The organism is Rhizobium sp. WYCCWR10014 (assembly GCF_001657485.1).
GTDB lineage: Bacteria > Pseudomonadota > Alphaproteobacteria > Rhizobiales > Rhizobiaceae > Rhizobium.
On the sequence record NZ_LXFU01000037.1, the window covers coordinates 1 to 26,130 of the forward strand.

Annotated in this window: 26 protein-coding genes; 12 read left to right on the forward strand and 14 right to left on the reverse strand. The window is 61.8% G+C overall.

Annotated elements, in window-relative coordinates; all coding sequences use genetic code 11:
* Positions 1–192 precede the first annotated feature (192 nt).
* A complete protein-coding gene (locus tag A6U98_RS16800; RefSeq protein ID WP_064651585.1) occupies positions 193–1,467 on the reverse strand; it encodes an ABC transporter substrate-binding protein in 1,275 nt (424 codons plus the stop codon).
* Between the two features lie 195 nt (positions 1,468–1,662).
* On the opposite strand from A6U98_RS16800, the gene A6U98_RS16805 reads away from it, so the two are divergent.
* The 4 genes from A6U98_RS16805 (at position 1,663) to A6U98_RS16820 (ending at position 5,023) form a co-directional block, all read left to right on the forward strand.
* The gene (locus A6U98_RS16805; RefSeq protein ID WP_064651587.1) at positions 1,663–2,880 is read left to right on the forward strand and encodes an ROK family protein; all 1,218 of its coding nucleotides are present in this window, start codon (positions 1,663–1,665) and stop codon (positions 2,878–2,880) included.
* A 117-nt stretch (positions 2,881–2,997) separates the two neighbouring features.
* Positions 2,998–3,384: a cupin domain-containing protein gene (locus tag A6U98_RS16810; RefSeq protein ID WP_064651589.1), complete on the forward strand. Its 387-nt coding sequence runs from the start codon at positions 2,998–3,000 to the stop codon at positions 3,382–3,384.
* Between the two features lie 243 nt (positions 3,385–3,627).
* Positions 3,628–4,155: a cupin domain-containing protein gene (locus tag A6U98_RS16815; RefSeq protein WP_064651592.1), complete on the forward strand. Its 528-nt coding sequence runs from the start codon at positions 3,628–3,630 to the stop codon at positions 4,153–4,155.
* 532 nt (positions 4,156–4,687) lie between these two features.
* Complete coding sequence (locus A6U98_RS16820; RefSeq protein WP_018242693.1) at positions 4,688–5,023, forward strand: antibiotic biosynthesis monooxygenase; 336 nt, start codon at positions 4,688–4,690, stop codon at positions 5,021–5,023.
* A 60-nt stretch (positions 5,024–5,083) separates the two neighbouring features.
* On the opposite strand, the gene A6U98_RS16825 is transcribed toward A6U98_RS16820, so the two are convergent.
* Positions 5,084–5,947, reverse strand: a complete 864-nt coding sequence (locus tag A6U98_RS16825) for a DMT family transporter (protein WP_064651593.1) — start codon at positions 5,945–5,947, stop codon at positions 5,084–5,086.
* A 90-nt stretch (positions 5,948–6,037) separates the two neighbouring features.
* On the opposite strand from A6U98_RS16825, the gene A6U98_RS16830 reads away from it, so the two are divergent.
* Positions 6,038–7,447 (forward strand): PLP-dependent aminotransferase family protein, encoded by a 1,410-nt coding sequence (locus A6U98_RS16830; protein ID WP_064651595.1) that lies wholly within the window; start codon positions 6,038–6,040, stop codon positions 7,445–7,447.
* Between the two features lie 255 nt (positions 7,448–7,702).
* On the opposite strand, the gene A6U98_RS16835 is transcribed toward A6U98_RS16830, so the two are convergent.
* Together A6U98_RS16835 and A6U98_RS16840 are read right to left on the reverse strand one after the other, a co-directional pair.
* Complete coding sequence (locus tag A6U98_RS16835; RefSeq protein ID WP_003560657.1) at positions 7,703–8,104, reverse strand: response regulator; 402 nt, start codon at positions 8,102–8,104, stop codon at positions 7,703–7,705.
* A gap of 10 nt (positions 8,105–8,114) precedes the next feature.
* A complete protein-coding gene (locus A6U98_RS16840; protein ID WP_064651598.1) occupies positions 8,115–9,860 on the reverse strand; it encodes an ATP-binding protein in 1,746 nt (581 codons plus the stop codon).
* A gap of 85 nt (positions 9,861–9,945) precedes the next feature.
* Here A6U98_RS16840 and A6U98_RS16845 point away from each other — a divergent pair, with 85 nt between their 5' ends.
* Both A6U98_RS16845 and A6U98_RS16850 read left to right on the forward strand, forming a co-directional pair.
* Positions 9,946–10,479: a GNAT family N-acetyltransferase gene (locus A6U98_RS16845; RefSeq protein WP_064651599.1), complete on the forward strand. Its 534-nt coding sequence runs from the start codon at positions 9,946–9,948 to the stop codon at positions 10,477–10,479.
* A gap of 197 nt (positions 10,480–10,676) precedes the next feature.
* Complete coding sequence (locus A6U98_RS16850) at positions 10,677–11,426, forward strand: hypothetical protein (RefSeq protein WP_245304534.1); 750 nt, start codon at positions 10,677–10,679, stop codon at positions 11,424–11,426.
* Between the two features lie 68 nt (positions 11,427–11,494).
* On the opposite strand, the gene A6U98_RS16855 is transcribed toward A6U98_RS16850, so the two are convergent.
* The 3 genes from A6U98_RS16855 to A6U98_RS16865 form a co-directional block, all read right to left on the reverse strand.
* Positions 11,495–12,409: an esterase gene (locus tag A6U98_RS16855; RefSeq protein ID WP_064651602.1), complete on the reverse strand. Its 915-nt coding sequence runs from the start codon at positions 12,407–12,409 to the stop codon at positions 11,495–11,497.
* 216 nt (positions 12,410–12,625) lie between these two features.
* Positions 12,626–13,282, reverse strand: a complete 657-nt coding sequence (locus A6U98_RS16860) for a PQQ-binding-like beta-propeller repeat protein (protein WP_064652242.1) — start codon at positions 13,280–13,282, stop codon at positions 12,626–12,628.
* Between the two features lie 49 nt (positions 13,283–13,331).
* Positions 13,332–14,552 carry a hypothetical protein gene (locus A6U98_RS16865; RefSeq protein WP_064651604.1) on the reverse strand — a complete coding sequence of 407 codons (1,221 nt, stop codon included), beginning with the start codon at positions 14,550–14,552 and terminating at the stop codon, positions 13,332–13,334.
* A gap of 119 nt (positions 14,553–14,671) precedes the next feature.
* On the opposite strand from A6U98_RS16865, the gene A6U98_RS16870 reads away from it, so the two are divergent.
* The gene (locus tag A6U98_RS16870) at positions 14,672–15,469 is read left to right on the forward strand and encodes a DUF899 family protein (protein WP_064651605.1); all 798 of its coding nucleotides are present in this window, start codon (positions 14,672–14,674) and stop codon (positions 15,467–15,469) included.
* 5 nt (positions 15,470–15,474) lie between these two features.
* Positions 15,475–15,825 carry a hypothetical protein gene (locus A6U98_RS16875; RefSeq protein WP_064651607.1) on the forward strand — a complete coding sequence of 117 codons (351 nt, stop codon included), beginning with the start codon at positions 15,475–15,477 and terminating at the stop codon, positions 15,823–15,825.
* A gap of 104 nt (positions 15,826–15,929) precedes the next feature.
* Here A6U98_RS16875 and A6U98_RS16880 read toward each other — a convergent pair whose 3' ends face one another.
* Positions 15,930–16,571, reverse strand: a complete 642-nt coding sequence (locus A6U98_RS16880; RefSeq protein WP_064651609.1) for a metallophosphoesterase family protein — start codon at positions 16,569–16,571, stop codon at positions 15,930–15,932.
* 275 nt (positions 16,572–16,846) lie between these two features.
* On the opposite strand from A6U98_RS16880, the gene A6U98_RS16885 reads away from it, so the two are divergent.
* Entirely contained in the window at positions 16,847–17,470 is a 624-nt protein-coding gene (locus tag A6U98_RS16885) for an RNA ligase family protein (RefSeq protein WP_064652243.1), read from the forward strand.
* Between the two features lie 111 nt (positions 17,471–17,581).
* Here the strand turns inward: A6U98_RS16885 and A6U98_RS16890 are convergent, their stop codons facing one another.
* The 6 genes from A6U98_RS16890 to A6U98_RS16915 all read right to left on the reverse strand — a co-directional run bounded on the left by A6U98_RS16890 (position 17,582) and on the right by A6U98_RS16915 (position 23,712).
* Entirely contained in the window at positions 17,582–18,412 is an 831-nt protein-coding gene (locus A6U98_RS16890; RefSeq protein WP_064651610.1) for an inositol monophosphatase, read from the reverse strand.
* A complete protein-coding gene (locus tag A6U98_RS16895; RefSeq protein ID WP_064651611.1) occupies positions 18,409–19,239 on the reverse strand; it encodes a glycerophosphodiester phosphodiesterase family protein in 831 nt (276 codons plus the stop codon). Before A6U98_RS16895 ends, A6U98_RS16890 begins: the two co-directional genes overlap by 4 nt.
* A 113-nt stretch (positions 19,240–19,352) precedes the next feature.
* The gene (ugpC, locus tag A6U98_RS16900; protein ID WP_064651612.1) at positions 19,353–20,459 is read right to left on the reverse strand and encodes a sn-glycerol-3-phosphate ABC transporter ATP-binding protein UgpC; all 1,107 of its coding nucleotides are present in this window, start codon (positions 20,457–20,459) and stop codon (positions 19,353–19,355) included.
* A 2-nt stretch (positions 20,460–20,461) separates the two neighbouring features.
* Entirely contained in the window at positions 20,462–21,379 is a 918-nt protein-coding gene (locus A6U98_RS16905) for an ABC transporter permease subunit (protein ID WP_064651613.1), read from the reverse strand.
* A gap of 4 nt (positions 21,380–21,383) precedes the next feature.
* Positions 21,384–22,274, reverse strand: a complete 891-nt coding sequence (locus A6U98_RS16910; RefSeq protein WP_064652244.1) for a sugar ABC transporter permease — start codon at positions 22,272–22,274, stop codon at positions 21,384–21,386.
* A gap of 130 nt (positions 22,275–22,404) precedes the next feature.
* The gene (locus A6U98_RS16915; RefSeq protein WP_064651614.1) at positions 22,405–23,712 is read right to left on the reverse strand and encodes an extracellular solute-binding protein; all 1,308 of its coding nucleotides are present in this window, start codon (positions 23,710–23,712) and stop codon (positions 22,405–22,407) included.
* A 207-nt stretch (positions 23,713–23,919) separates the two neighbouring features.
* Here A6U98_RS16915 and A6U98_RS16920 point away from each other — a divergent pair, with 207 nt between their 5' ends.
* Positions 23,920–25,071 (forward strand): ROK family transcriptional regulator, encoded by a 1,152-nt coding sequence (locus A6U98_RS16920; RefSeq protein ID WP_064651615.1) that lies wholly within the window; start codon positions 23,920–23,922, stop codon positions 25,069–25,071.
* A gap of 316 nt (positions 25,072–25,387) precedes the next feature.
* Positions 25,388–26,101 carry a DNA helicase gene (locus tag A6U98_RS16925; protein WP_064651617.1) on the forward strand — a complete coding sequence of 238 codons (714 nt, stop codon included), beginning with the start codon at positions 25,388–25,390 and terminating at the stop codon, positions 26,099–26,101.
* Positions 26,102–26,130: the final 29 nt, after the last annotated feature.

Sequence of the window (26,130 nt, forward strand, 5' to 3'; positions counted from 1 at the left end):
GCTTGCAACAAATCGCTCATAAGCACGGTGAATCATCGACGATCATCACCGTCAAGACTAAGTTAGCGCCTATGGGGCTTGTCCCGAGCATCTGCCCACGTCGATGCGCAGCAGATCCTCGGCACAAGGCCGAGGATGACGTCGAGTGAAGGGCGCAGTTTACCAACAAACTGAGAGGGTTACGCCAACTCCTCAGATCTTGTAGATCCGCTTGCGTGTGCCTTCGAGGCGCGTCAGGATCGCCTTGCGCCGGTCGGGTTTGGCCATGAACTCCTGGAAGCCGACGAGACCGGCCTGCGCCATGTCGGGGTCGCTGTCGCGGTCGTAATATTGCGACGTGCCCTGCACCGTCTTCATCGTCTCGACAGCGACGTTGACCAGCGGGTCCTTGCTTGGCGGCAGGTCGTGGCGCGGCGGCACGTTGCCGCCTGGCTCCAGATAGGCCGCCAGATTCTCGGGCTTGTAAAAGTAGGCGAGGAATTCGCGCGCGCCCTGCTTATTCTTGGCCTTGGCGGGAATGTGGATCGAATTGACCGAGAATTCCTCGTAGTGGCCGACCTTCGCGTCGAGCACCGGGAAGGTCGCGTAAGAGAGCTGCGGCAGATCTTCGGCGGTGAAAGCCGAGCGCAGGAAAGCGCCGAGGTTCATCATGCCAGCCTTCTTCTGCGCCAAGAGCGCGGCGGCCTCCTGCCAGCCGAAGGACGTGTGGTTCTCCGTGAAGAACCCCTTCGAAATCATCGCCTCCCACTGATCAAAAACAGCCGTCAGCGAGGGATCGAGATAGCTCATCTCGCCGTTCATCAGCGCGATATGCTTGTCGAGGCCGTTGATGCGAAGGTTCATCTGGTCGAACCAGCCGGCCGCCGGCCACAATTCCTTGGTGCCGATCGCAACCGGCGTGATGCCCGCGGCCTTGCACTTGTCGCCGTAGGCCATGAACTCTTCGGCCGTCTTCGGCACGGTCAGGCCATGCTGCTCGAACACATCCTTGCGATAGAACATGCCCCAGAGTGTGCCGCCTGTGGGAAGGCCGTACTGCTTGCCGTCTTCGGTGACGGCCCCTGCCGTCGCGCCGAGCACGTCCTTATATTTCTCTTTCTCGAAAAGGTCGGAGATATCGTCGAACAGGCCGCGCTTGACGAAGGCGCGCATGCGGTTGCCCGAAAACCAGGAGCAGACGTCGGGCGCGCCGGCGACGAGATAGTTGCGAATGGCCGTCTTGTGGGCCTCGTGGTCCATATTGTTGATGACGACGTTGACGCCGGCTTCCTTGCTGAAGCCCGCGGCAATCGCCTTCAGCGCATCGAGTGCGGCACCATTGTTTTCGGCCGAGATCATCGTGACCTCCTGGGCCTGCGCGATCGCCGGGATCGGAAAGCTGCCGGTGACCGCTGCGGCGGAAACGAGCCCCGCGCCCTTCAGGAAGCGTCTGCGGGTGGTCGACGGAAATTGCTTCAAAAATGTCATTGAATTCCTCCCAGTTGATCGATCAACATCTCCCGACCGTCGCCTCCTCCATGAAACGACCGACCAGGCATTCAACGCTGCGATCCGCTCGGCGATTCCAGCGATAATCCGCCTGGCTGAGTTGATCCGCGGCCGAACTTATGCATAGATCTTTGCAGCCCGCAATAATTAATTTACAAAATTAAGGAACGCATCGTGAAGTTAAAAGGCGACCAAACCACGGCAAGAGCCATGAACCGACGCCTCATTCTCAACCTCCTCCGCCGCGAGGGGCCAAGGAGCCGCGCCGATATCGCCACCGTCATCGGCCTCAGCCCCGCCGCCGTCACCTTCGTCGTCGCCGACCTTCTGGAGGAAGGCATCGTCATCGAAGGGAAGACCGTACCCGGCCTCACCGGCCGCCGCCCGATCCCGGTAGATATCAACTACGAACACGCACTCGCCGTTGGCTTCAAACTGATGGTCGACTCGGTGGAGTGCGTGGCAACCGACCTTGCCACCAACCCCGTCGCCGCCATGCGAGTAAACCTCGACGGCCACGACCCCGATAAGGTCGCCGACCTGCTGGCGGGCACCGTTCCCGAACTGGTGAAGCTCGCCGGCCGGCCAGATGCGAAGCTCGCCGGCATCGGCATCTCCATGCCCGGTGTCATCAATCACGAGCAGACGGCTTGCGTGCGCAGCTACCGATTCAAATGGGACAACGTCCCCCTCGCCTCGCTCGTTGCCAGCCGCGTCCATGTGCCGGTCTGGCTGGAAGACGACACCAATGCCTATGCCATTGCCCAGCAGCTCTTCGGGCTCGGCCGCCAGCATCGCAACATGGCGGTTCTGGCCGTCGGCGTCGGCATCAGTTGCGCCCTCGTCATCGACGGTAAGCTCTATCGCGGCGCCAACGGTGCTGCTGGCAAATTCGGCCACACCCTCTACGAGGAGAACGGCCGGCTCTGCGAATGCGGCAAGCGCGGCTGCCTGATGGCCTATCACTCCGAAGCCTCGATGCTGAGACGCTGGCGGGAAGCGACCGGCCGCGACGAACTGGGATTGCCTGAATTGTCGGCTGCGCTCGCATCGGGCGATGCCGCCGCCCTCGCCCTCGTCGCCGATTCCGGCCGCGGCATCGGAACCGCCCTTGCCAATCTCGTCAACATCACCGATCCCGAAGTCATCGTCGCCGGCGGCGAAGCCGTCTCCCTCGGCGAGCCTTTCCTAACGCCACTGCGTGAAGCCCTCGCCGCCCGGACCTTCCGAACCGCCCCGCCCCTCTTGCCCGACTGGGAGGACAATTCCTGGGCTCGGGGTGCCGCTGCCCTCGTCACCCAGAAAATATTCGACTTCGAATCCTCCGGCGGCATCACGGACATCGCCAATCTCGCCGGCGTCAGACCCGTAGACTCGTCGTCGGCGGCGTAGTGATACACTGGATTACAAAAATGGGGGTTTTCGGACACATCCCTGGTTCAATCCTCGGGTGAAATCCGGACACGACCCAATGGTCGAGATTGGTTTAAATCCAGGAAGGATGACCACATGAAAATGATCCAGGCTATCGCGCTCGCCCTTGTTCTCGGCGGCGCAGCAACAGCACATGCAGAACAGCAGCTGCAGCGCAGCGATCTCATCAAAAGCGATATCGACGTGCCCGGCCACGAGGCCGTCCAGGTGCGCGTCGATTTCGCTCCGGGCGTTCTCGCCCCCAATCACTCGCATCCCGGCGAAGAGATCGCCTTCGTCATCGAAGGAACGCTGGAATACCAGTTGGAAGGCAGACAGCCGGTTACTCTTAAAGCCGGCCAATCCCTCTTCATTCCCTCCGGCGTTGTTCACTCGGCGAAGAACGTCGGCAGCGGCAAGGCTTCGGAATTGGCAACTTACATCGTCCGCAAAGGGGCGCCGCTCGTCGTGCCTGCCAAGTGAGCGGTTCATAGATTGGGAGCTTCGGCGGCAGGTCTCGGATCAAGGGACTGCCCTCGCATGGCAAGTCCCCTCGCTCCGCTTACGGAGAGAGGTTCAGGGCGAGGGGCGCCATCGAGCCGAACGGCGACGGACACCCACGCCGCTTGCGTTGGAGCCGCCGTTTCGCCCTTGCGGTCGGTTTCCATTCACGGCAGCATGTCCGTGTCCTCAATCACCTGAACCTCTCACATCAGGAGGATTACCATGGCAACGTCGGAGCGCCCCTCCTTTGTCGTCCATTGGAGCGAGATCGAACGGCCGGACGACTCGCACTATGACGATGACGACGAACTGATGAGCATTGGTGCGCCTTTCGGACGATATTTCAGCCTGGCAAAATTGGGCATTCATCACGAGCGATTGCCGCCTGGCCGGCGCACCTCCTTTCCGCATGCGGAGAGTGCCGAGGAAGAATTCGTCTACGTTCTCGAAGGCGCACCCGACGTTTGGCTCGATGGCCATCTCTATCGGCTGAAGCCCGGCGACGCCGTCGGATTTCCGGCCGGCACCGGGATCGCCCATAGTTTCCTCAACAATACGCAAGCCGAGGTGCATCTCCTAGTCGTCGGTGAGCGCCACAAGGCCGAGAACCGCATTTTCTACCCGCTCCACCCTCACCGCCGACCGCTGCATAATGATTGGTGGGATGACCATCCCAACCATGCCCTCGGTCCGCATGACGGGATGCCGGACCTGGTGCGGGAAGCAAAGGGCCGAGAAAACAGCGAATAGATCAGCCAGGGTGATTGCTTGTCGCAATGTCGGCGTCGCGCAAAGCGGAGACCAACGCCTGCTTGGAGCTTCGACGGGTCATAGCGGTGCCTCCGTCTGAATTCAGCAGGTGGATGGTGATCTCGCGAGAAATGCCGCGATCACCGCCATCGCAGTTTGCCACGGTCGACGAAAACTGGTGAGCGAAATTGTCGAGGCCAGCACCTGCCGCTGGCAGACCTGGCCTGGGGCCATAGCCATAAGAGCAACTCTTGCGCTTTCCCGACATTGAGAGAGCACGAGGACCCAGGTTACCGTCACAATGGATCGCTGACACCTATCAAAGAGAACTTGTCGAACCATGATGGATGGTATTCAGTCCGAAGCTCCGGCGCAGCCATGGCGGAACGGCATAGAGCTGTCATGGCAGGTGGATGACTCACGATGAGGGGCAATCCGCCGCGCCTAAGATTGCTCGCTTTCGCAGTGTGCCGACAGCAGTCATTGCGATCGCGGCGATAAGCCACACACATAGCAATCAATCGGAGCTCAGATGTCCACCGCCGCTTTGCCTGAACCGCCATACTATATGGTCAGTTTTTCCTCTCAACGAACAAAGCTTGACAACGGCTATGGCGAGATGGGTTATGCGATGACGGAACTTGCAAAACAGCAGCCAGGTTATCTCGGCTTCGAAAGTGCTCGCGGGGCAGACGGTTTCGGCATACTCATCTCCTATTGGAAGGATGAGGATAGCATTCGAGCCTGGAAATCAGTCGTCGATCACATTCAGGCGCAAAATCGCGGTCGGTCAGACTGGTATACTCGGTACGAAATCCGTGTCGCGCTCGTCACGCGAGCCTATGGATTCAATATTGAGGAGACATGAGTTGGCTTGTTGAAGAATCTTGCCCCCTAAAACGTATCCTCTGTAAAGCGACGGACAAGCCTACCGCGCAAACCTGCGGGCGCCGGCGACGCAGAGGATGACGGCGACCGTGACGGCGAGCATGGCCCAGGTCACGGGCTCGTGCAGCAGGGTTGCGGCAAGCGCCAGGCCGAAGAACGGCTGGAGCAGTTGCAATTGCCCGACGGCGGCGATGCCGCCCTGCGACAGGCCGCGGTACCAGAAGATGAAGCCGATCAGCATGGAAAACAGCGAGACATAGGCAAGGCCGAGCAGCGCCGGCGTTTCGATGCCGGTGAAGGTTGCCGGCCGATGGACAAGCGCGACTGCTACCGTCAGCGGCAACGACAGGACGAGCGCCCAGGAAATCACCTGCCATCCGCCGAGCGTGCGTGAAAGCCTGCCGCCTTCGGCATAGCCGAGGCCGCAGACAACGACTGCTGCCAGCATCAGCAGATCGCCGACCGGCGAGGCCGTCAGGCCCTGCGTCAGTGCGAATCCCGCCACCAGCGCGCTGCCGAGGACGGAAAATAGCCAGAAAGCCGGCTTCGGCCGTTCTCCCCCACGGACCACGCCGAAGATCGCCGTTGCGAGTGGCAGCAGGCCGATGAAGACGATCGAATGGGCTGACGTGACATGCTGCAGCGCCAGCGCCGTCAGCAGGGGAAAGCCGACCACGACTCCCAGCGCCACGACCGCCAGGGAGAGAATGTCACTTCGGCTCGGCCGCTTCTCCCTAAAAGCAATCAGCAGGCCAAGGGCGAGAAAGCCGGCGATCGCCGCGCGCGCCACGGTGAGGAAAACCGGATCGAACTGCATCACCGCCACGCGCGTCGCCGGCAACGACCCGCTGAAGATCACCACCCCGATAAAACCATTGATCCACCCCGATGCCATGCGGTCCATGATGCGCTGCACTCCTTCATTCTCTCACTCTTATCGGCCAACACGGATGGTCATTACAGTGACAGTCTGATACGATTTCGCGAAACTGTAATGGTCCAGGAAACAATACAGATGAACGAAGGACGCACACGCGTGGAGATGGTCGCCGCGACGATCAGGCAGCGCATCGCCGGGCGCAGCCTGACGCCGGGCGCAAAGCTACCATCTGTGCGGGGGCTGGCTGGGACGTTGAAGCTCTCGACTTCGACCGTCGTCGACGCTTATGAGCGGTTGGTCGCCGAAGGCGCGATCCTGGCAAGGCCAGGCTCGGGATTCTACGTCGCCAACCAGACAGCGCCCTTTGCGCTTGCCGAGACCGGGCCGAAGCTCGACCGCGCGGTGGATCCGTTCTGGATATCGCGGCAATCGCTGGAGGCCGGCGAGGCCGACCTGAAGCCCGGCTGCGGTTGGCTGCCGCCCTCCTGGTTGCCAGGAGACGGCATGCGCCGCGGGCTCAGGACGCTTGCCCGCGCCGACGGGCCGGCGCTCGCCGACTACGGCTCGCCGCTCGGCTTGCAGCAACTGCGCCAGCTGATTTCCCGCCGCATGGGTGAACGGGGGATCGAAGCGTCCCCGGATCAAATCATGCTGGCCGATTCCGGCACGCAGGCAATCGATCTGCTCTGCCGTTTCCTGCTGGAACCCGGCGACACGGTGCTGGTCGATGATCCTTGCTATTTCAATTTCCATGCGCTGCTACGCGCCCATCGGGCAAAGATCGTCAGCGTGCCCTACACCGCGTCCGGTCCCGATATCGAAGCGTTTGCGCAAGTCGTCGCCAATGAGCGTCCGCGGCTCTACATTACCAATTCCGCCATCCACAATCCGACCGGCGCGACGTTGTCTCCTGTTACCGCCCACCGCGTTCTAAAACTCGCCGACCAGTTCGACTTGACCATCATCGAGGACGATATCTTCGCCGATTTCGAATATACGCCGGCGCCCCGCCTTGCCGCCTTCGACGGGCTCGAGCGGGTCATCCATATCGGCAGCTTCTCGAAAACCCTGTCGGCCTCGGCCCGCTGCGGCTTCGTCGTGGCGAAACCGGAATGGATCGACGGCCTGACAGACCTCAAGATCGCCACCTCCTTCGGCGGCGGCCGGCTGACGGCGGAACTGGTGCTGAGTGTCTTGAGCGACGGCAGCTATCGCAAACACATGGAGGCGCTGAGATACCGGCTCTCTCGGGCGATGAGCGAGGTCTCGGCCAAGCTGAAGGGCTTAGGGATAACGCCCTGGCTGGAGCCCCAGGCGGGAATGTTCCTCTGGTGCTTGCTGCCCGACGGCATCGATGCAACTGATGTGGCGCGCGCCGCACTGGAAAAGAGGATCGTTCTGGCTCCCGGAAACGCATTCAGCCTGTCGCAATCGGCAACAAATTTCATGCGTTTCAACGTGTCTCAGACGCTCGATCCAAGGGTGTTCGAGGTGCTGAGCGATATCCTGGCACGAAGAGGATGATGGAAGGTGGGCGGAGCGGATCGAGCGCGCTCTTCTCGCTGCGTCCAACCCCTCTTTTGAGGGCGTCATCCACCAACGATGATTGGTTATGGGCGGCATTCACCAACGACCCTCATCCTGAGGCGCGTAGCCCACGGGGCGAAGCCTCGAAGGACACGCCGCAGCGCTGCTCCTTGCATCCATCTGACGTTTGCGCACCCGCCTCGCCCTTCGAGGCCCCTCAGGGTGAGGCTCTCTTGATCCCGCCGACAACCATCAGAACGACCGGTGAACCGCCTTGTCGTTGGCAAGGCGCGTCACGCAGCCTTCGAGCTTGGCGAGCAGCAGATCGAAGTCGAGCGGCTTCGTCAGATAGTCCGCCGCTCCGCCGCGCAGGCCGGCCAGCGTGTTTTCCCGGTCGGTCAGTGCCGTCAGCAGAATGAAGGGGATGTTGGAAAGCTCGGGGTGGTTGATCTGAATTTCCGCCAGAAGCTGGTGCCCATCCATGACCGGCATCGAAATGTCGCTGATGACGATATCGGGCCACTTCGACAGGATCATTTCCAGTCCCTCGGCGCCGTTCGAGGCCTCGAGCGTCTTGTAGCCGGCTTCGCTCAATTCTTCGACGAGGAGGTTCCGGATCTCGACTTCGTCTTCTATGCACAGAACTGTAACCATGAGCTCTTCCTTAAGCTGCGACTTGTTGATCCGACAATAGAAACTCCATTGGCAGAAGAATGGTGAATGTTGTGCCTTTGCCGAGCTCGCTCGTCACCTCGACGGTGCCGCCATGCAATTCGACGACCTGCTTGACGACGTTGAGGCCGATGCCCGTCCCGGCAATGCCCGTCGCGCTGCGGGCGCGATAATAGGGCTGGAACAGCTTCGGCAGATCCTCCGCATCCATGCCGATGCCGCTGTCGGAGATGGCGATCTCCACCGTCTTGTCGTCGGCCCGGGCGCGAACATGAATGTCAGGCGCGTTGGGTGAATATTTGACGGCGTTCGAAATCAGGTTGGTGAAGACCTGTTCCATGGCGCTGCGGTCGAACGTCAATATGTCAGGTATGGGCTCGAGATCGAGGTGGAACACATGCGAGCGGCTGAGGTGGCGCTGCCTGTCGCAGCAGCTGACGAGTAGGGCTTTCAGATCGCCTTCGCTCCGCTTCAGTGTGATCTGTCCGGTTTCGAGCCGGCCGCTGGCGAGGATGCTCTCCATCAGATCGACCATGCGCACGACAGCGCTGCGGATCACCCCGGCCTTTTCGTGAACGTAATCGCCGCTGACGTTGGTCGTCGAGCGGCAAAGCCGCTGAGCGGCGGCGTCGATGATGGCGAGCGGCGTGCGAAACTCGTGCGAGGCCATGGCGACGAACTGGCGCTGGAGCGCATTCACCTGGCGTTCGTGCACCAGCAGGCGGTCCAGTTCCTCCCTTTGCCTTTCGATCTCGGCCGTTCGATCGGCCACCATCTCTTCGAGATGGTTGCGGTGATGGGTGAGCTGCGCCTGGCTGTCCAGCAGGGTCAGCGAGGTACGATGCAGACCTCGTCCGAGCCAGAACACGACGGCGATCAGCAGCGCCAGGCAACCGAGCCCTGCCGGCGCGATCTGCTGCAGCAGCATGAAGCCGGGCCGGATAGGCGGCCACACGAAATAGCCGATCGTGCCGCCGTCATTAGACAACACCGGCACTTGCGCCCGCTCATCTTCACTTTTCGAAGACGCGAAATACAATCCTTCAAGCCGCGCATGATGGCCGATGTTTTCGGCAGCCTTTCCATCGATGAACTTGACCGAGATGGCGATGAACTCCCGGCTTGCCTCGATCTGCATCCTGGCCGAGCTCGGCAGAATGGGACGCGCGCTTGTTATCGCCGGCCTGTTGCCGATCATGATCGTCCGAACCGTGGCCAGTTGGCCAATCGCCTCGGCGCCCGGCTCTGCAGCCCGCTCGACGAGAGCGGCGCGCATCTCTTCGGCAAGAGCCGTCATTTCTTGGCCGTCGTCGTCACCAAGCCGCGGCGGCATGGCATCCGCGCCGTCACGGAAGGCGAACATCAGGCGATTGGTATCGTCGAAGATATAGGTTCTGTCGTGCCCGAAATACTGGCTCGTCCACCGGCCGACATTATCGAGCAGCCATTCATGGTTTCGCTGCTTGGCATAGAGGAAGGCATCGTCCCATTTGGTGACGCTTTCCTGCTCTCGGGGAAGTGCCGCCATCTGCTCTTCCAGTCCCTGCCGAATGAAGTCGGCCTGCCGACGGAGCGAGAGATCATCGACCTTCATGGCGGCGAGCCACGCAAATCCGCATAGCAACACAGCCGCCGCGCAGGTGAGCGTCACCAGGACGAATGTAATGTGGGATGTGAGCCCGACCTTCAATACCTGCAACCTTTTGATGCCGCCCGCTACCGAGAAATTGACACGCAAAGGTTGACGGACCGTGAATTATGCGCTCCCGTGCGGGTCTGCGGCAGGTCTCCCATAGGCATCGCAATCGTTGAAGGAGAAGCACATGGATGCAGCATCGTCGGATACGTCAGGCATCAGGATCGAGCCGATCGCTGCCGCCCACATCGACAGCTTTCATCATGCGCTCGACGTGGTCGCGCGGGAGAAAAAATACCTATCCATGCTGGAAGCAGCTCCTCTGCCGCAGACGCGTGAGTTCGTGATGGGCATGATTGCAAAAGGCAATCCGCAATTCGTTGCCACCGCTCAAGACCAGGTTGTCGGTTGGTGCGACATCAGCCGGCATTTTTTCCCGTCGCACGCCCATCGCGGAAACCTCGGCATGGGAATCCTTCCCGCCTATCGGGGCAAGGGTCTGGGACGAATGCTCATCGAGACGACCTTGAGAGCCGCACAAAAAAGCGGCTTTGCCCGGGTTGAACTCGATGTTTATGAAGACAACGCCCGTGCTATCGCTCTTTACGAAAAGATGGGATTTGCCCGCGAAGGCATCGTCCGGCGTGCGGCTCGCATCGACGGTCGGTTCATCGATGCGATCAGCATGGCGCTTTTGTTCGAGGAGCGCGGTGCGGCATAGATCCTGGTATCGTCGAGAATTTTGAACGAGTCCAGCTGACTCCCGTGCCCTGGACGCTCATCATTTCCACCGGGAGTTGGAACAAATGTTCTTTCACGCGATTAGTCCGATGCGAATCCGCCGCCATGCATCCGGCTCAGCGCGGAGGCAGCCATGCACATCACCTCTGGCGCGCCAAATCCCCCGCGAATGACCATGTGCTTTTCGGCTACGTGCGCATCCGCGCCGACACTTTTCCTGACATCGTGGCCGAGGGAAAACGCCTGGTCGATCAATCGAAGACGGTGCTGATCGACGTCAATCCCAGCCTCACCCTGTCGACCACCAAGTTCAAGAACAGCGATATCAAGCCCGTCTTTGCAGCTTTGACACCATCCGATCACGACGAGCTCAAAACCATCCTCTCGACATCTCCGGCAAAGGGAGCGATCGAAAAGCTTTCCGGTTTCGAGGCGAGCCTGCTGCTCATCGGCGAAGGGCAACATGTCTTCGGCCCCGACACACCGAGCATCGGCCTGGCGCTTGCAAATTACGGCGTATCGATCGGGCGCGACGTGAAGACGCTTGCCGCCGACGGCGAGATGCGGACCCTGCAGAAGCCGCTGACCCTGGAGACGGTCAATTCCGTCGGCTCCGACTCCATCAGCTATCTTCTCGACCTGCGCCGCCGGATCGGACCGATCGGCGCCTATTTCGACGAACTCTACAAGGCTCGAAATAGCGCAGAGATCGCAGGCCTGGGGGAGGAAATCACTGCCAAGGGTATCGTGACGCCCACCGATCTCACCGATGCGGACAAGTTGCGCGCGCTTCTGATCGGGCGGATCGCGAATCTGCCGGCAGGCACGAACGCTTTCATCATCCTGCCGATCGGCCTTTTGAACGGTCCTTACAGCATTCTCGGCGAACTCCGCTCCCGCGGCACCGAGGTGTCGGCAATCGGCTGAACCCGGTCTTGAGCATTTCCGGGGATCGCGACATGATTGCCCAGGCTCCTTTCACCTGACCGCCTCCCCTATCGGGCGAAAGCCTCGAACGGATTGTCGTGGGTCAGCCGCATCAGGGTGCCGTCGTCTATGCCCCGCCGTTTCAACTCGGGCAGCAAGACCGTGGAAAGATGGGTGTATGGCTTGGGTATCCCGCCCTTCGGCTGTGCCGGATCGAACCAGCCACGGTCATGGCTCAACAACAGGCGATCGCCGCAGCCCGCCTCCAGCGCCTTGATCACCAGCTCCGCCACCTCGTTATCCCCGCCCCGGCCGACATGGTCATACTCGATCCAGGCGCCTCGCTCGGCGACAGCGACATTAAGGGCGAAGTCCTCTTCTTCCTGCGTATGGATCGAGATGAACCTGTCGGCCCTGTAGCCCTCTGCCTCTATTACATCGAGCTGATCCATAACGACCCGTCCCCTGATCGTATGACTGCCGATAACGGCGTCCGTCTGCGCCGCCGCACGCGCGGCCGCCCGCAGGATTTTCGTCTCGAGCGCCGTCATGCCGTCATCGCCGGCGCTGAGCTTGATCCAGCCCGCCTGGAACCCGGTCTCGTCGATCTGCTCCGTCAGCTCGCGAAGCATCCACGCCTCCAGCTCCTTCTCGGAAGCATGGCGGACCCATTCGGGAATCCAGGGTTCACGGTAATTGCCGGTGGGCACGACGATCGGAAAATCCGTCGCGAGCGACACGGCAAGATCAATATCCGCACGGCGTCCAACGCCGCCCGTCGAGCATTCGACCAGCGCCGTCACCCCGAGCTTCTTGATCCGCTCGATTTCGGGGGCCATCAGACGGACGACGTCGTCGATGTCTGCCTCGGCATAACCGGGCTGGTCCGGCGTCCTGAGGTCGACGAAAACGTGCTCATGCGGGAGAATCATCCCGAGTTCGGATTTGCTCTTCGGTCCGAGCGTCGTGCGCAGATATTTCAAAGTCTCTCCCCCACGATCATACCGGCTTTGCGTAAAGGCCTCGACCGACACTGCCGCGAAAGTAGATCGTCACGTACCGAAATCAATCGCACGCTCGGTTGAAATTCCCACAACTTGCCCCTTGGTGTCGACTTCCAACTTAGCGCCCGGATTGTTGGCGAACTGACTGTCACTGGGAAGAGATATGCCGCCTCGGCCTCTTCGGCGTCGCATCGGCTACTTACCCTTCCCCTCCTTGCCCTGCGCCGGCCGGGTGATCGCGCGGACCTTGCCGCTGGCGCCGCCACCGCAAAAGAAGCAGTCCGCGCCGTCGGATTCGAGGCCGGAGACGCCGGTACCCTCGGGCATCTCCAGCCGCTCCAGCACCTCGCCGGTTTCGGGGTCGATGCGTCTGACGTCGCTGTCATCGCCCTCCCAGGTTCCGTGCCAGAGCTGGCCGTCGACCCAGGTGACGCCTGTCACGACGCGGTTGGATTCGATGGTGCGGAGGATCTTTCCGGTTTCCGGGTCGATCTGATGGATCCTGCGGCCGCGGTGTTGGCCGACCCAGAGCGAGCCTTCGGCCCAGGCAAGGCCGGAATCGCCACCATTGCCCGGCGCCGGGATGGTGGAAAGGATACGTCCGGACTTCGGGTCGATCTTGTGAATGACATTCTCGGCGATCTGATAGAGGAACTCTCCATCGAAGGCCGTGCCGGCATGGGATGCGACCTCGATCGAGCGCACCACCTCGCCGCTTGCTGGATCGAGCGCGTTCAGCCTGTCGCCCGAGGCGAACCAGACATGCTCACCGTCGAAGGTGACGCCGTTGACGCGCTCGGCGCCGGGAAAGGGTCCATATTCACGGATGATCGTCGCAGCCGATTTTTTCATCTCTTCCATCCTGTTCGCCCGTAGGGCCATCCTCATCAGTCAGGCCATACTAATCGCTCGGCAAGGGTCCCGGGAGTAACAAGATCGTCGGGAAACCGGGTAACGGCGGGCTCATCCAGCGTCGCGCCCGCCCGCGCCCGAAGGATTGCGTCTTGCCTTCATCGGCGAGCGAATCTAGCGCCCGCTGCACGGTGCGCGGACTGGCGCCGAGCGCAATCGCCAGCGCCGAGCTCGACCAGGCCTCGCCATCGGCGAGAAAGGCGAGCACCGCCCCGTGCTGGCCTTCGACCAGCGGCGCCAGCACGGCGGTCTCTCCGGCCCGACGCGGCGAAAGCGCAAAGCCGCGTTTCGTCGCCGAAACCTCCGCCAGTCCCCGCAGTTCGGCGCGCAGCCGGCCGATCTCGACGCGCAGCCGGGCACGATGCGATTCATCGGCATGTTTGCCGCGGAAGGCGCGCGCGATGAGCGTGCCGCGTGCCACATCCGCCGGCCAGGCTTCGGCAAGCGTCCGGGCGAGCGTGAAGAGCACGGGCCGTGTTGCCAGCGACACCGAAAGCTGATCGTCGCGCACGACATGGCGGCAGGCATCGACGACGAGCGTGCCCGAACCCAGCAGCTCTTCCACCTCCTCGAGCAGCAGCGGGCTTTCCCGCCAGCGCGAGATCAGCCGCGCCACCGGCGCGCTGAGCACGTGGGCGGCATTTTCCACCTCCGCCGTCAATACCGGCATACCGGCCTCGCGCGCAGCCTGCCTTGCCCGGTCGAGAGCCTGGTGCGCCGCATTCGTCTGCAGGCGCCGGATCGCGATGCCCGCGACCACCAGCTCATGAGCGGCCCTCGCCGCCGGCGGCAGCGGCGTTGGATCGAGCGTTTCCAGCGCCCGCTCGGCCTCGTCGAGCCGGCCGATCAGCACCAGCCGGCGAAGCTCGACATTCCTGGCATGGGCGGCATTGACCCTGTCGCCATGCGCTTCGAGCACCTTGCGCGCCGCCTCCAGCGCCTTGGGCGGCCAGGTAAGATCGCGCGAGACCAGCGCGATCTCGGCCTCGGCGACAAGGCAGCGGGCCCGGGCCACCGCCTCGCGCGGGCCGAAAGCACGCGCCGCACTCTTCAACAGCGCCTTGGCACGGACGAGATCGCCGAGCTGCGCCATCGCAATGCCGCGCAGAGCCAGCGCCGGCGCATCGTCGCGCAGCGCCACTCGCTTCAGCGCGCCGAGCGCATCTCCCACTGCCAGCGCTCGCGCCGCTGCCGTGATCAGCGAGTCCATTCAAATCCCGTCACACTTGTCACTCCCGCCATTTCCCCACCCGGCCTTAGATTTGTCGTCGACCGGCAAGCAAGCCTGCGCCGGATGCTACGACGAGAGACAGGCAAAGGAGAAGACCCATGACGGCACAGCTGAACGCAACACGCCAGCAGTGGCTGGCAGCAAGGCTCGATCTGCTCGAGGAGGAGAAGGAACTGACCCGGCAGAGCGACGCGCTGGCGATGAAGCGCCAGCAATTGCCGCGAGTGAGGATCGACAAGCAATACCGCTTCGACACCGACGGCGGCAACGTCTCGCTGAAGGACCTCTTCGGCGGCCGCTCGCAGCTTCTCGTCTATCACTTCATGTTCGGGCCGGATTATACCGCGGGATGCCCCTCCTGCTCGTCGATCGCCGATGGCTTCAACGGCTTCTTCGTTCACCTGGAGAACCACGATGTGGCCTTTTGGGCGGTCTCCCGCGCGCCGTTGTCAAAGCTCGAAGCATTCAAGCGGCGGATGGACTGGAGCTTTCCCTGGGCATCGTCCTTCGGCAGCGACTTCAACGGCGACTTCAGCGTCTGGTTCAGCCCCGACCAGCAGCGCCGAGGCGAGATCGAATACAACTATCGCCGCGAACCGCCCGCCCCCGAACCGCTCGCAGGCAAGACGGTCGCGGAGTGGCAGAGCCGCGACAGCGAGGCGCCGATCACTCAGATAGCCGCCATGACCGGCACCGATGTCCCCACCTATACCCGCGACCGGCCGGGTGTCAGCGCCTTTGAGCTCATCGACGGCGCCGTCTACCATAGCTATTCCAGCTATGCGCGCGGGCTGGACGGGTTATGGGGCATGTACCAATGGCTCGACCGCGCCCCCAAGGGCCGCAACGAAACCGGCATCTGGTGGCGCCACCACGACCGGTACGGCAGGGAGTGACGCCGATGCTGCTCTCCGCCCACCCTCCAGAGAGAGGCGACGGCAACGTCGCCGAATGGCTCTCGCTGGCCGCCTCAGCAGACGGATCAGCTGCTAAGCCGAGCGGTGGCATGGCTAGCCCAGGCAACCGGATCACCGGCCGCGCCGCCGATTGGCTGTCGCTCGCCGCCGCTCCGACATTCGCGCTCATGGCGCTGCTGACGGCCACTACCGGCAGCGCCGACATGATCTGCACGACGACGCCGGATGCCTTCCCGATCGGCGGAATGGTGCCCATGTACTTACTGATGAGCGGCTTCCACCTGGCGCCCTGGCTGCGGCTCGCCGCCGGCTGGAGGGGCTTGAGCCCCCGATAACGCTCCGCGACGCCGGCACCTCTTCTCCCCCCGGGAGAAGAGGAAGCAAGGCGCACGCCCGCTCGGGCGCCTCCGGTTTTACGGCCGTACGAAAGCGCCCAAATTCATGCCCTCACCTCGATAAAGTCGATCGGCCCGCCGGCAATCTCGTCATCGAAGACCGCGCAGGAAAGCTTGCCGCCGAAAACGCAGCCGCTGTCGATGTTGGTGCGGTTTCCTGTCGTCACCGGGTTGGAGAGCGACGGCGTATGGCCGTGGACCAGGTGCTTGCCCCAATAATCGCTGGACTCACCGGGAGAGAACCGTAGCCAGAGAAGATCGCGCTTGGTCTGCCGTTCCAGCGGAAATTCCGGAACAACACCGGCATGGACAAAGATGCGATGCCGATCGACATGCATGAGGGAACGATCGGCAGCCCATTGCAAATGCTGAGGCAGAACCCTGCCGTCATAGGACATTTCGGTTTCAAGTCCGCCGTTGCTGATCCATACGTCTCTGCTGTCGCCGTCGGCATAGGCAGCGACCATCATGTCCTCATGATTGCCTTTCAGGCAGATCCATCGCCACGAGTCCGATGGACCGGCGATGATCCGGTCGAGGACACTTTTGCTGTCAGGCCCGCGATCAATATAGTCGCCCAGGAAGACGACGGTCCCTTCAGACGCATAAGCCTCGATCTGATCGATCATCCTGTTCAGCGGATCGATACAGCCGTGGATATCACCTATGGCGAATGTGTAGCGCATGTTTCAAGCTTCTTGGTTGCAATGCGACGGCCCGCGGCCAAGGTTGAGACGCGAGGACTTGTGCGGAGGCTCACGCCGCTCGCCGTCCACCTCATCATAGCAAACGAAAGCCCGCCGCCATTGCGAAAACCGACTCATTCTCCAGCATTTGTGGCCATTGGCTCTCATCTGGCTTGAGTTCGGATATGATCATCGCACCAACCACTGAAGATGCCGATCCGCGGACGCGTGCGACCTTGCATTGTGCAATCGCCAACGGCTATGCCTTCATCATCATGAAGAAATACGGACGAACCTATCACCTACCGATTTCGCCCGGAGCGACAAGCGACGATAAGGTAATGGCGAAGCTTGACGGGCTGATGATTGGCGATCTTGTCATCACCGAGAAAATGGATGGTGAGAACACGACCATTCATCGGGGCGGGTCTCATGCCCGTAGTCCCGATAGCCGTTACCATCCATCCCGCGATTGGCTTAAGGCTTTTGCTGCCGGCATCAGTCCGCAGCTGGCAGATGGCGAACGCATCGTGGGCGAGAACCTCTATGCCCGGCACTCGATCGGCTATGATGATCTTCCGTCATACTTCCTTGGCTTTGCTTGGATTGTCGACGGCGAAGTTCAATCCTGGGATCTAACTCTGGCTCGATTCGAAGAACTGAGCATCGTTCCGGTGTCGACTCTGTATCGGGGGCCATACAAAACCGACCTGTTCGAGGATACCGCGGCCTCGCTGGATAGGACCAAGCAGGAGGGGTTTGTCGTTCGGATCGCTGATGCGTTCCTGGAGGCCGAAATGCCAGTTCGGATGGGCAAGTATGTGCGGGACAACCACATTCAGAGTGAAACGCATTGGATGCAGTCTGAACTCATCCCCAATCGCTTGGTAAATTCCTGACGGCCGCTCGCCTCTCCTCCGTCATTCCTGTGACAAGCACAGGAATGACGGAGGGTGGGGTGGCGCTTCTGCCAAACTTCACGCCGGCGCAATGCCGAAAAACAACCGCTATCACCCCTCCGTAAAACTCCGGCGGATCGCTTCCCAACTCTCGGCATCCGGTGCCAAGAGCAGCCGGCCCTTGGTCATCGTAGGACGATAGGCTTCGCCGTTGAGCAATGCCCCATAGCCGCCGGCTTCGTGATGGATCAGCACGCCGGCGGCGTGGTCCCAGGGTTTGAGCTCGGCGTTGAGCGAAAAGCTCATCGCGCCTGTCGCCACCGCCCGGTATTCATAGGCCGAGCAGCGCCATGTGGTGGTGCGGGCAAAGTGCAGCAGGCTCTGAGCGTAGACCGGCTGCTCCTCGGCAGGGAACATATGCAGCGGCACGAAGCCGTGCATTTCCCCGATCGGCCCCGGCGGCGCAGCGCCAAGCCTGGTCCGCGTGCCATCGCCGGCGATATGCCATGCCCCTCGCCCCAGCCGCGCGGCGAGGAAATCGCCGGTGACGGGATAGTGGATCAGCCCGGCCACGGTTTCTCCGCCGGAAACGATCGCCACGATCATGCCGAACAGCGGCAGGCCGTGGGCGAAATTCCAGGTGCCGTCGACAGGATCGATGATGACGGCGAAATCGGCGTCACCAAGCCGCGTCAGAATCGAGGGATCGGCGGAGACCGCCTCCTCGCCGACCAGCAGCGCCTCAGGAAAGTGCGCCGACAGCGCTTCAGTGAGCCGCCGCTCGGCTCCGAGATCGGCATCGGTCACCAGATCGTCGGGAGCGGTCTTGGTGCGAATGCCCTCGGCGGTGACACCAAGGAAGCGGGGCAGGATCTCTGCCTCCGCTGTCCGGCGCATATCATCCATCACGGCGGAGAATATGTCGTCCGACACTTCCCTCATGCCCGGCGCGCCTCGATATAGGCCTTGAGCGCCGCCGGCTGGTCGGTCTGGATGACGCTGATGCCGGCCGCCATCATCCGTCCCCAGATCGCATCGGGATCGGCAAGGGCGGCACTATCGGTCAAGCCGCAGCAGGAGACCGGATCGAGCGTGTTGACCCAGAGCGAGATTCCGGCGTTGCGCAGACGCTCATGCTGGCCGGCCAGCGTCTCAAGCTCATCGAACTTGGCTTCGCACATGAAGGGGCGCGCGGCGATGACTGCCTTTGCAGTCTCTTCGGCGCTCCCGATCCTGAAGAACGCCTGGCCCATGAACGGAATGCCGTCGATCCCTTTTTGCCTGGCGAGCCAAGCCAGCGCCTCCGGCGTGCCGGCACGGGCCTTGAGATCGACCTGGTCGGCCATGCCCATCTCTTTGACCTTGGCCGCGACGATGCCCATCATCTCGAGGTCCTTAAGATCGAGATCGACGAAGATGCGGCCGCGCACGGTTTCAAGCACCTGTTCGAGCGTCGGAACGGTCTGCGTCGTGAAAGGTTGTTCCCGCCCGCCATCGGCCATGCGGAGCCGCAGGCTGGTGATCTCGGCGATCGGCATCTCCTCGGGGATGCGATCGATGCCGGCCATGCGCTCGAGCGTGTCGTCGTGCAGGATGAACAGCACGCCATCGGCGCTCTGGCGGATATCCACCTCGACGATGTCATAGCCGCCGGCAATCGCGTTCTCGATCGCGGCAAGGCTGTTTTCAGGAGCATGATGCCAGGCACCGCGATGGGCGACGATGGCGCAGGAACGCGACGGGTCGGCAATGTGGTCGATGTATTTCATGGGGCTTCCTCTAGAATAATTCCAGCAAAATTGCGCAGCGATTTCGCGTCAGGAATTGTGTTAAAACAAATAGATAGAACATTTCCGTGTTTCGGAGAAAAAGCGGAAATTTTCTAGTTTGCGCCGAATGCGCCTGGTATGGCCTTGCCGCTCTCCGCATCGAAGAGATGCAGGCGGGAGGCAGGGAAATTGAGAGAGAGTTGGCTGTGATCCGGTATCTCGACACCGAAGGGCGTGGCGATCCTGACGACCGAGCCGCCAAGCTCGGCTGCCAGGATCGCGTGCGAGCCGAGATCCTCGCGAAACCGCAGAGCTGAGGTGACCACCTGTCCGTTAGCCGTGCCGCCGATCAGGATATCCTCGGGGCGGATGCCGAGCTGATAGGCGCCGGTAAGCCGGGCTTGCGCCACCACCTGCCCGTCCGCGAGCCGGAGGACGGCGCCGTCGCCGGTGACGGGCAGGATGTTCATTGGCGGCGCGCCGATGAATTTGGCGACGAAGACCGAAGCCGGCTGGTGATAGATCGCCTTCGGCGTGTCGAACTGCTCGATCCGCCCCTTGTTGAGAATGAGGATGCGATCAGCAAGCGTCATCGCCTCCACCTGATCATGGGTGACGAAGACGGTGGTGGCGCCGATGCGCCGGTGCAGCTCGGCGAGTTCGACGCGCATGTCATGACGCAATTGTGCATCGAGATTGGAGAGCGGCTCGTCGAACAACAGTACGCCGGGCTCGCGCACGATGGCGCGGCCGATCGCCACGCGCTGGCGCTGGCCGCCGGAAAGCTGCCCCGGTTTGCGGCCGAGGAAGTCCGACAGCCCGAGCATCTTCGCCACCGCACCGACCCGCTCGATGCGCTCGGGCTTCGCCATGCCTGATACCTTGAGGCTGTAGGCGATGTTGTCGAAGACGCTCATATGCGGATAGAGCGCATAGTTTTGGAACACCATGGCGCAGCCGCGATGTTTCGGTTCCAGATCCTGCACCTGCCGGCCACCGATGACGATCGTGCCGCCGCTCACCCGCTCCAGCCCTGCGATCATCTGCAACAGCGTGGACTTGCCGCAGCCCGAGGGACCGAGCACGACGGTGAATTCGCCGGCCCTGAGCTCGACATCCATCGGCGGAATGACGACGGTCTCGGCGTCATAGGCCTTGGTGACGCCTGACAGCGTGATGTTGGCGGCAGCGGCGCGGATGGCCATGTCGATGGCGTTCATGGCTATTTCTCCGTGAGAGCGAGGCCCTGGACGAGATAGCGCTGCAGGAGCGCGATCATCGCGAGTGGAATGATGGAAACGATGACGGCGCCGGCCATGATCATCGGGAAATCAGGGATCTCTCCCTCCGAATCCGGCACAAGCCGCGCCAGCCCGACGACGGCGGTCTGCATGTCTGACGTCGAGGCTGCGACCAGCGGCCAAAGATATTGCGTCCAGCCGCTGAGGAAGGTCAGCACGAAAAGCGCGGCGAAGCTTGTGCGCGACAGCGGCAGCAGGATGTCGAAAAGGAAGCGGATCGGCCCTGCCCCATCCATGCGCGCCGCCTTGAACAGATCCTTGGGCAGGGTGAGGAAGAACTGCCGGAACAGGAAGGTGCCGGTGCCATGCGCCACAAGCGGCGCGATCAGGCCGAAATGCGTGTTCAGCACGCTCCATTCGAGCTTCACCGGCGCGCCGAAATATTCGGCGATCACCACGTTCAGGCCGGTGACGTCGAGCAGCGCATTGACCGGCGAAAACACGTTCGACGCCATCTGGTAGGTGGTGATGACGCGGATCTCGATCGGCAGCATGATCGTCGCCAGGATCAGCGCGAAGGCCACGCCCGCCCAGCGAACACGGAAATAGACGATGGCATAGGCCGACAGAAGCGACAGGACGCAGGTCGCGAATGCATCGCCAAAGGCGACCACCAGACTGTTGAACATCTGGATCGGGATGTGCGTCTCGGTGAAGATGTGCGCCGCATTGGCGAAAAACTGGTCGCCGGGGTACCAGGCGAGCCCGTTGCGCAGCATGAATTCATAGGATTGCGAGGCTGTCGCCAACGTTAGGTAGAGCGGCCCGAGGATATAGACGATGCCGACGATCAGCACGAGGCCGGCTACGATGTTGAGGGAACGTGCGTTTTCGATCATGGGGTCACCGCTCGTAGTTGATGCGCCGGCCGAGAAAGAGGAACTGGGCGGCGGTGAGGAGGACGACGAAGACCATCAGGATCGCCGTCTGGGTCGAGGCGCCGGACAGATCGTATCCGCTGAAGCCGTCGGTGTAGATCTTGTAGACGAGCAGCGTCGTCGCGCCGCCCGGACCGCCATGGGTGATCGTATCGATCAGCGCGAAGGCCGAGGTGACGCTTTCGGTGAACTCGAGCACCAGCGTCAGGAAGAGCTGCGGCATGATAAGCGGCAGCTGCACGTCGAAGATGCGCCGCCACGGCCCTGCCCCATCCATCGCCGCTGCCTGGTGCATGGTCTTCGGGATCGATTGCAGGCCGGCGAGCAGGATGACGAAATTGAACGGGATGCCGCCCCAGACATGCGCTGCAATCAGCGTGATGAAGCCGTCTGTGCCGTTGATGCCGGGCGCCCAGATGCCGGGAAAGGCTGAGTTGAGTGGCGCGAGCACGCCGACGAAGGGATTGAAGATGAAGGCGAAGACAACGCCGATCGAGGCGCCGGCAACTCCCTTCGGCCAGACGAGCACATTGCGCGCCGGCAGCGACAAGCGGATCTTCCGGTCGGCCGCGACCGCAAGGATCAGAGGGACCACCACCGCGAGCGAGGAGGCGGTGAGCATGAAGACGATAGTGCGCCAACAGGCCTCCCAGAACTCCGGATCGGAGAACACGCGGGCAAAATTACCCCAGCCGACGAACATCGAGCCACCGCCGAAGGGGCGCTCAAGGAAGAACGACCAGTAGAAAGCCTGGAAGACAGGCACGTAGAAAAAAAGCGCGATCAGCAGCATGAGCGGCGCTACCAGCAGAAGCGGCAGCCAGCGATGGCTGAAGAGAGAAGATTCCGACATCATGGAAAAGCCCTGCATTAAAAGACCGGCACGGGCGTATGGGTCCCATGCCTGACGCACGGGAGCGCTTGGGACGCGCCCCGTGCGTGGGACACGCGGGACGTTCAAACGTCCCGCGCGTGAGATGTCGAGATCACTGTATCTTCACGCCCTTGTAGGTCTGCTCGAAGCGGCGCAGCAACTCGTCGCCGCGCTTCTTGGCGTTGTCGAGCGCCATCTGCATGGTCTCCTGGCCGGCAAAGGCCTTCTGCGTCTCTTCCATGAACACTTGACGGAACTGCACATAGAAGCCCAGACGGATGCCACGGGTATCCGGCGTGCGCGGCTGGTTCATCGACTCGATGCCGACGGCGGCTGTCGCATATTTCGGCGAGTTCGCCTCGCCGCTCTTGGCGATCGCATCCATCACGTCGTTGGTGACGGGCACGTAGCCGGTGGCGGCGGTCAGGAACATCTGTTGCTCGGGACGGCGCAGGAAGTCGAGGAAGGCCTTGGCGCCTTCGACCTCGGCCTTGTCGTGGCCCTTCATGATGTAGATCGAGGCACCGCCGACAAACGTGTTGTGGCGCTCGTAGCCCTCATACATCGGCGCCAGGCCGACTGACAGTTCGTATTTGCCTTCGAAAGCCTTGGCCGAGGCGGTATAGGAACCCGAGGAATTCTCCATCATGGCGCATTCGCCGGTGTTGAAGGCGGCGGTGAAGTTGCCGGCCTTGGTATCGGCATTCAGCTTGACGAGGCCTTCCTGGCGCCAGTCGATCAGGTTCTGCAGATGCTTGGCGGCGAAGGTCGTGTTGAACACATATTCGGCGTCGAGACCGTCATAACCGTTATGCTTTGAGGCGATCGGCAGGCCGTGGCGGGCGGAAAACTGTTCAAGCACGCGCCATGTATCGCCATCGGTGGTAAAGGGGCAGGCATGACCTGAAGCCTTCAGCTTGCGGGCGGCCTCGATGATCTCTTCCCAGGTCGCAGGCGTCTTGGTGATACCGGCTTTCTCGAGCTCGGTCTTGTTGGTGTAGAAGAGCAACGTCGAGGCATTGTAGGGCTGCGCGAAAAGCGCCCCGCCGGAGGTTTCGTAATAGGCCCGGGCGCCTGCGATATAATTGTCCCACTTGACCTCGGGCAGTTCCTCCTGGACAGGCACGACGGCATCAGACAGCATCAGGTCCAGCGTCCCGGCGTCGAAGAACTGGATGAGGACGGGGTGGTTGTTGGCACGGAAGGCAGCGATTGCCTTCTGCATCGACACTTCGTAGCTGCCCTGGCCGACGCAGGTGATGTGATGCTCCGATTGCGCGGCATTGAAAGCGCTGCACTGGTCCTGGATCGCCTTTTCGACGACGCCCGTATTGCCGTACCAGAATTCGATATTGGCAGCCTGCGCCGAACACGCGCCCGACATCAGCGCGGCCGCAGCCGCCAGAATGGAAATCTTCATTTTGCCCTCGCCTGATTTGATCGGCCGGCTTCAAGCCTGGCACCGGTGACGGCAATTTATTACACGTAGCGTGTAACAATTTAGTGACGACCGCAAGACACTTGTGACACGACAGGGTGGCTGCTATAGGACCCGAAAGGAAGTACCCGAGGCGACAGCAATAATTACTACACACCTCTGGTAATTATTGGCGACGGAAGTGTTGATATGGCCTATTTCCCGGAGCCGCTTATCGCCCAGCACTTCCTTCGCGAAGGCGGCGGCGTCGTCTCGTCGAACGAACGCGATCTGCTGAGATTGATCTGGCGTCATCCCGGCCTCTCGCGCTCTGAAGTCACCAGCCACACCGACCTCACCCAGCAATCCGTCTACCGGATCATCGACCAGTTGGAGGAACGCGGCATCATTTCCTTCGGCTCGCCGAAGCCCGGGGCCGGTCGAGGCCAGCCGAGCCCGACGCTCCGGCTGAATGGCCGCTATGCCTATTCCTGCGGCATCTCGGTCAATACCGACGTGATTGGCATCTGCCTGATGGATATATCAGGCAAGGTACTCGCCGAAAGCAGCATCACCTTGCGGGAACGATCGATGGCCCAGTCGCTCGATCTCGTCCTGAATCAGTTGGTCGAACATCAGAGGGAGAACGACCTCTCCGAGGAGACTTTCTTCGGGATAGGCTTTGCCATCGCCGGCTTCCACGTCAGCGGCACCCGCTACAATGCCCCGCTGCCGCTGCACGAGTGGTCGCTCATCGAACTCGGGCCACTCTTGACGGAATTCTTCGGCAAGCCGGTCTGGGTGCACAATGGCGGCAAGGCGGGAACGGTCGCCGAATCCATGTTCGGCGCCGGCCGCTACATCAAGCACTTCGCCTATCTGAGCTTCAACTACGGCTTTGGCGGCGGCTTGGTCAGCAACGGCGAGCTGCTGCATAACGGCATCGGCAATGCTGGCGAATTCTCGGGCATGTATGACGCCGAGGAGAATAAGCGTCGGCCGGCTTTGCAATATCTGATCGAGAATCTCAACCGCAATGGCGTCGACGTTCCCTCGATCAGCTACATGCGCAAGCAATTCGATGCCAAATGGCCGGGCGTCGTGGAATGGGTAGACGAGGTGACACCCGCCTATAGCCGCCTCATCAACGCGATCTGGGCGATCTTCGATCCGCAGGGGATCGTTTTCGGCGGCCAGATTCCGCCCGCCTTGGCGCAGATGCTGATCGACCGCACCGAGATCTTCGACCGCCCCCGCTACGGCGTGCCGCGACCCCGCCCGAAGCTGATCATCTCCGAGATAGCAAGCGACGCATCGGCCATGGGGGCCGCCATCGCCCCATTCAAGTCGGCCTACTATTGATTTCGGGCGCTTCGACGGCTCCGCCGAGCCAGAAACTGACTCGCGCTCAGCCGCTTACGGCTATTCCCTCTCCTTCCGCTTGAGGAAATCGACGCATGTGGCGCTGGGCGGGAGATGCCCGTTTTTCGCGCCGAAGCGACGCAGGCGATTTTCGCCCGGCCGGTCCTGCGCTATGATCTGATTCTGGCGCAGCCCACGCCTCCCCCCTCCATCGGGAAAGCAGACGTCATGTGGGGCCATCTGACACCGAACCGACTGTTCGAGCATCTTGCATAAGGAGGGATTGCGGAAACCGCTCGCAATAGGAGGTTTATGAATGAAGATGTCTGCGCCTATCTATCACCTGAAGCGTAAAGCCAGAAAGCTCTCCCGAGCCGAGAATATACCCTTGCACCAGGCGCTCGACCGCATAGCCCTGGACGAAGGCTACAGCGGCTGGAGCCTGCTTGCGGCAAAAGCAGCGGCGGAACCACCCGCCGGCAAGCTGTTTCAGCAATTGCTGCCCGGCGATCTCCTGCTCGTCGGTGCCCGGCCCGGCCACGGCAAGACCCTGATGGGCCTCGAACTCGCCGTCGAGGCGATGAAGTCAGGCCGTCCCGGTGTGTTCTTCTCGCTGGAATATACGGAAGAGGATATTGCCGATCGCTTCCGCGCCATCGGGGTGGATCGGGCGCAATTCGAACACCTGTTCGAATTCGACGGCTCTGACGCCATCAGCTCCGCCTACATCGCCGAGAGACTAGCGTCCGCGCCGCGCGGCACGCTTGTCGTCATCGACTACCTTCAGCTGCTCGACCAGAAGCGGGAGAACCCCGAGCTCTCCATCCAGGTCCGCACCTTGAAGGCTTTCGCCCGCGAGCGGGGCCTGATCGTGGTCTTCATCTCCCAGATCGACCGATCCTACGAGCGATCGCAAAAGCCCCTGCCTGATATCGCCGATATCAGGCTGCCAAACCCGCTTGACTTGAAACTGTTCGACAAGACCTGTTTCCTGAACAACGGCCAGGTGGCGTTTCAGGCGGCGCGATAGACACGACGATGAGCGCCCGGTCGCGAGTC